The organism is Halalkalibacterium halodurans, from assembly GCF_004376175.1.
Taxonomy (GTDB): domain Bacteria; phylum Bacillota; class Bacilli; order Bacillales; family Bacillaceae_D; genus Halalkalibacterium; species Halalkalibacterium halodurans.
In genome coordinates, this window is record NZ_SNUY01000122.1 from 1 (window position 1) to 3815 (window position 3815).

Annotated in this window: 4 protein-coding genes; 2 read left to right on the plus strand and 2 right to left on the minus strand. The window is 42.0% G+C overall.

Translation table 11 applies throughout. From position 1 onward, the window contains the following. The first annotated feature begins 148 nt into the window (after positions 1-148). Both E2L07_RS20170 and E2L07_RS20175 read left to right on the plus strand, forming a co-directional pair. Positions 149-760 carry a DUF421 domain-containing protein gene (locus tag E2L07_RS20170; RefSeq protein ID WP_134230496.1) on the plus strand — a complete coding sequence of 204 codons (612 nt, stop codon included), beginning with the start codon at positions 149-151 and terminating at the stop codon, positions 758-760. A 13-nt stretch (positions 761-773) separates the two neighbouring features. After that, positions 774-2048 carry a voltage-gated chloride channel family protein gene (locus E2L07_RS20175; RefSeq protein WP_134230497.1) on the plus strand — a complete coding sequence of 425 codons (1275 nt, stop codon included), beginning with the start codon at positions 774-776 and terminating at the stop codon, positions 2046-2048. Positions 2049-2224: 176 nt separating this feature from the next. Here the strand turns inward: E2L07_RS20175 and E2L07_RS21595 are convergent, their stop codons facing one another. Together E2L07_RS21595 and E2L07_RS20180 are read right to left on the minus strand one after the other, a co-directional pair. Next, positions 2225-2359 (minus strand): hypothetical protein, encoded by a 135-nt coding sequence (locus E2L07_RS21595; protein WP_276399905.1) that lies wholly within the window; start codon positions 2357-2359, stop codon positions 2225-2227. Beyond that, entirely contained in the window at positions 2356-3471 is a 1116-nt protein-coding gene (locus E2L07_RS20180; protein WP_134230498.1) for a Rap family tetratricopeptide repeat protein, read from the minus strand. Before E2L07_RS20180 ends, E2L07_RS21595 begins: the two co-directional genes overlap by 4 nt. Positions 3472-3815 lie beyond the last annotated feature (344 nt).

Here is a 3815-nt window from a genome sequence, read left to right on the forward strand (position 1 = left end):
TGATAATTAATTTCCAGTTTTAAAAAATGAACATTAAAAAATCCCACCTAAAATAGGAGGGATGAAATAAATTGGTTTGAGGAAAATCCTTGAACCACAAAGCTCGGCGAATGCCGAGAGTCTATCAGTTAGAAAGGAGGAACAACCTTTGGACTTCCATTTTATTTGGAAGGCGATTGTGATCGTTTTTGGTGGGGTGTTGATTTTGCGTCTTGCGGGTCGTAAGTCTATTTCGCAAATGACGGTCGCCCAAACGGTGATGATGATTGCCATCGGCTCATTAATTATCCAACCTGTAGGAGATCGAAACATTTGGATTACAATCGCCATTACGCTGCTCCTTGTGCTGACCCTCCTTTTTATTGAGTATATCGTCTTAAAGAATGATACCCTTGAGCGTTTCTTTTACGGGCAATCGATCGTTGTGATTGAAAACGGCCAGCTTCAGGAACAAAACTTAAAAAAGCAGCGCTTAACCGTCGATATGTTGGAATTACGACTAAGACAGCAAGGGATTCAACACATGAGCGATGTCCAATGGGCGACGATTGAATCGAACGGGCAATTAGGCTACTCGCTAAAGCCGGAAAAGCAAGCCGCTACGAAAGAGGACATGCAAAAACTGCAAACGCTCATCCAAACAGCGCTACCAAATGCACCGCTCCAACCACCGATGATCCAACCAAATGAGACAGGCAATCTATTTACTGAAGTTGCCGAGAAAAAGCACCAAACTCCGCCGCCAACACACCTAGAATGACGATGATAGACGAATGAATAAAACCTTTTGGCTCACTCTGTTGACATGGATCTTTTTCGGCATAATGATTGGGGCCATTGTCGGCTCAACAACCGCCTTGCTGTTAACGGTGAACGATCACCTCGGTGAAACGCGGGAAAACCGACCTTGGTTCGTCCTCTTCCTCCCACTCGCAGGTCTTGCGTTAGGATACTTGTACATGAAGGCAGGAACAAGTGCTGGTAATGAATTGTACAAAGGAAATAACCTTGTGATCGAAAGCGTTCAAGGGAAAGGAAAAATGCTGTTACGGTTGGGCCCTCTCGTCTACCTCGGCACCTTTATGACGATCCTGTTCGGTGGTTCAACAGGAAGGGAAGGGGCAGCGATTCAAATGGGTGGAAGTGTGGCTGAGGCTGTCAATAAACTGTTTAAGGTGAAACTGATTGATACGAGGATTTTGCTGATGGGCGGAATTAGCGCAGGATTCGGGGCCGCCTTTGGTACACCAATTACCGCAGCGATTTTCGGAATGGAAATGGCCAGTCTCGGCAGGCTGAAATTCGAAGCCCTCGTCCCATGTCTCGTAGCTAGCTTTGTCGGCCATTATACGACGGAGAAGTTTTGGCACGTTGAACACGAAAAATTTATCATCACAACAGTACCAGAGGTATCCGCCCTCACCTTCAGCAAAGTGATTCTGCTCGCGATCGTGTTTAGCCTTGTGAGTGTTTTGTATTGTCAATTAAGACATGGCATCCACAAGCTTTCTGTAAAATACACGATGAAAAATCATATGGTTCGCGCCTTTGTCGGTGGTCTGATTATTGTCGCTCTAACGTATATCATCGGCTCCTATGACTACAATGGGCGCGGCCTTGACATGCTGGAGGATTCCTTTACACAGGACGTGCCTCCCTACGCCTTTTTAGCCAAGCTCGTGTTTACCGCAGTAACGATGGGCATGGGGTTCGTCGGTGGAGAAGCGATTCCCCTCTTTTTTGTTGGTGCCACATTAGGAAACACACTACATGCTTTTATAGACTTGCCGCTATCATTCCTTGCGGCCCTAGGCATGATCGTCACCTTTGGCGGTGGTGCGAATACCCCGATCGCCGCCTTCTTATTAGGTGTCGAAATGTTCGACGGAAAAGGGATCGAATTCTTTTTCGTCGCCTGTCTCACCAGTTACCTATTCTCGGGGCACCATGGCCTCTGGCCGTCCCAAACGATCTATGAACCGAAAAGCCGGTTGTATGGAGTCAGAAAAGGCGAAACGATAAAACGGACGGAGGAGATGAAGGAGTGAGAGGGAACTTCTGCAAAAATGAATAAAGCTGATTCCCTTCGTCCCTATCTTTAAAAAAACTGATTTTTCCCATTATCACCAGTAGGAAAATTGTAATGATTACCAATTCAAATGACAATTCCAATCTAAATAGAAAAGCTCCGTGGAGTCCACGGAGTTTTTGTTCTTTCTTAATATCAAGTTCCTCCTGTATTGTTCCTTTCAGATGTCGTAAATCCTCCTCCTGAGCCATAACTGTTAGGTAACTCTTCTGGAGGAACAAAATTGAAGATAAAGCTTACCGCAATAAGGGTTAGTAAAACATTTTTCATTCACTCTCTACCTCCTTATGTAACATAGGAATTTTTTCTTTTGCCAGTAATGCTTCACTAAAATATTTCGTTGCTAGCTTATACATTTCCTTCTTTTTGAAATGTCTCGCTGCATTTGTTGTTAAATCTGAAACGTCATGCCAGAGTTTTTTCTCCCTTAAAACTTCTAATCCATTATCAATGGATGTTTGATCATACGTTTTGTAAATCGAGTAGATGATTTTCAGCTTGGCTTGATAGGTCTCTTCACTAGTTTCATCTGCAAGTTTTTGAGCACCCTTAAACCAATCCATCGCTTCATCAGCTAACTCCATTTTAAATAAGGTGCGTGCTAACATATACTTAATTCTTAAGTAAGAATCCCTCTTATTGTCTTGTGGATATGCAATGTCGAGTGCGGCTTCAAAACAGTCCTTAGCTAATTCAAGCTTATCTTGAAATTCATAACAAATACCTAAATTAAAGTATCCGAGGACTTCCATAAATGCATGATTGTGTTCTGAAGCAGTTTTAATCCCCTTTTTATACAGTGTCTCAGCGGAGCTATACTGTTTTAGATCTAATTCATTTGCAGCTATTGTTAATTGTGTTGAGATCAAACGATTCACGTAGTTTTCATGCGTTTCATAAATTTCAAGGGCTTTTTTTGCATGACTTAACGAGAAGAAATTTTGCTCTATTCCGTAATAAGCAATTGCTAGCTGAAGATGAAATTCTGCATGTTCTATTTCGTCCGGAATACTGTTAAGAAAACTCTCTGCTTGCCGATAATAGTGGATAGCTTGAATGTAGTTTTTCATGTTGAATTCATAGAGGCCGCTAAAGAAGTAGTAGTAATATCTGAGAAGGTGATCTGTTTCTGTTTGCTCGCTTTGTTCTTTTACGCTTTTTAAAATGCTACCAGATTCATCGAATTGCTCAATTAATAATTTGTACCTTGAATCAATAAGATTAAAATAGAGCAATACATTTTGATCCTCTTCCATCTGATTGATGGCTTCCTGTACTTCGTTTCTTAACTTGCTAGCTCGCTCAACATCTTGCTGTTTAATCGTGTCATACCATTCATTTAGCCGATTCGCCACTTCGCTACTGGCTATTTTTTCGACCACCGTTTACCCCTCCCTTTTCATGTATGCTCCTTCGAACCCATAAATTTTCCTACTTTTATCATAAATGATCTGCATCTTTTGCATCAAACCTCAAATATAGAACATTTTGTAAATTTCTGAATGCCTAACCTTGAAAATCCCCAGAAAAGCTTTAAAATACTCGACTGTCCATAAAGATAATTATTTATTTTTGGTTCTTAGTCAAATGTTGGGGTGGCATAGGAGGGCGAGCCCCTCTTATCCTACCCCGAATGTCTGATGTTTGAATGGATGATGCAAGAGAATACGGTTTCGCAAGCGATCATAACGCCGAAAACCAAAGGCATTTCTCTTAATCACCTTCG

Bases quoted from the DNA above. Each gene is read 5' to 3' on its own strand.
- E2L07_RS21595 (WP_276399905.1), bottom strand. From the start codon at position 2,359: ATGAAAAATGTTTTACTAACCCTTATTGCGGTAAGCTTTATCTTCAAT.
- E2L07_RS20175 (WP_134230497.1), top strand. From the start codon at position 774: ATGAATAAAACCTTTTGGCTCACTCTGTTGACATGGATCTTTTTCGGC.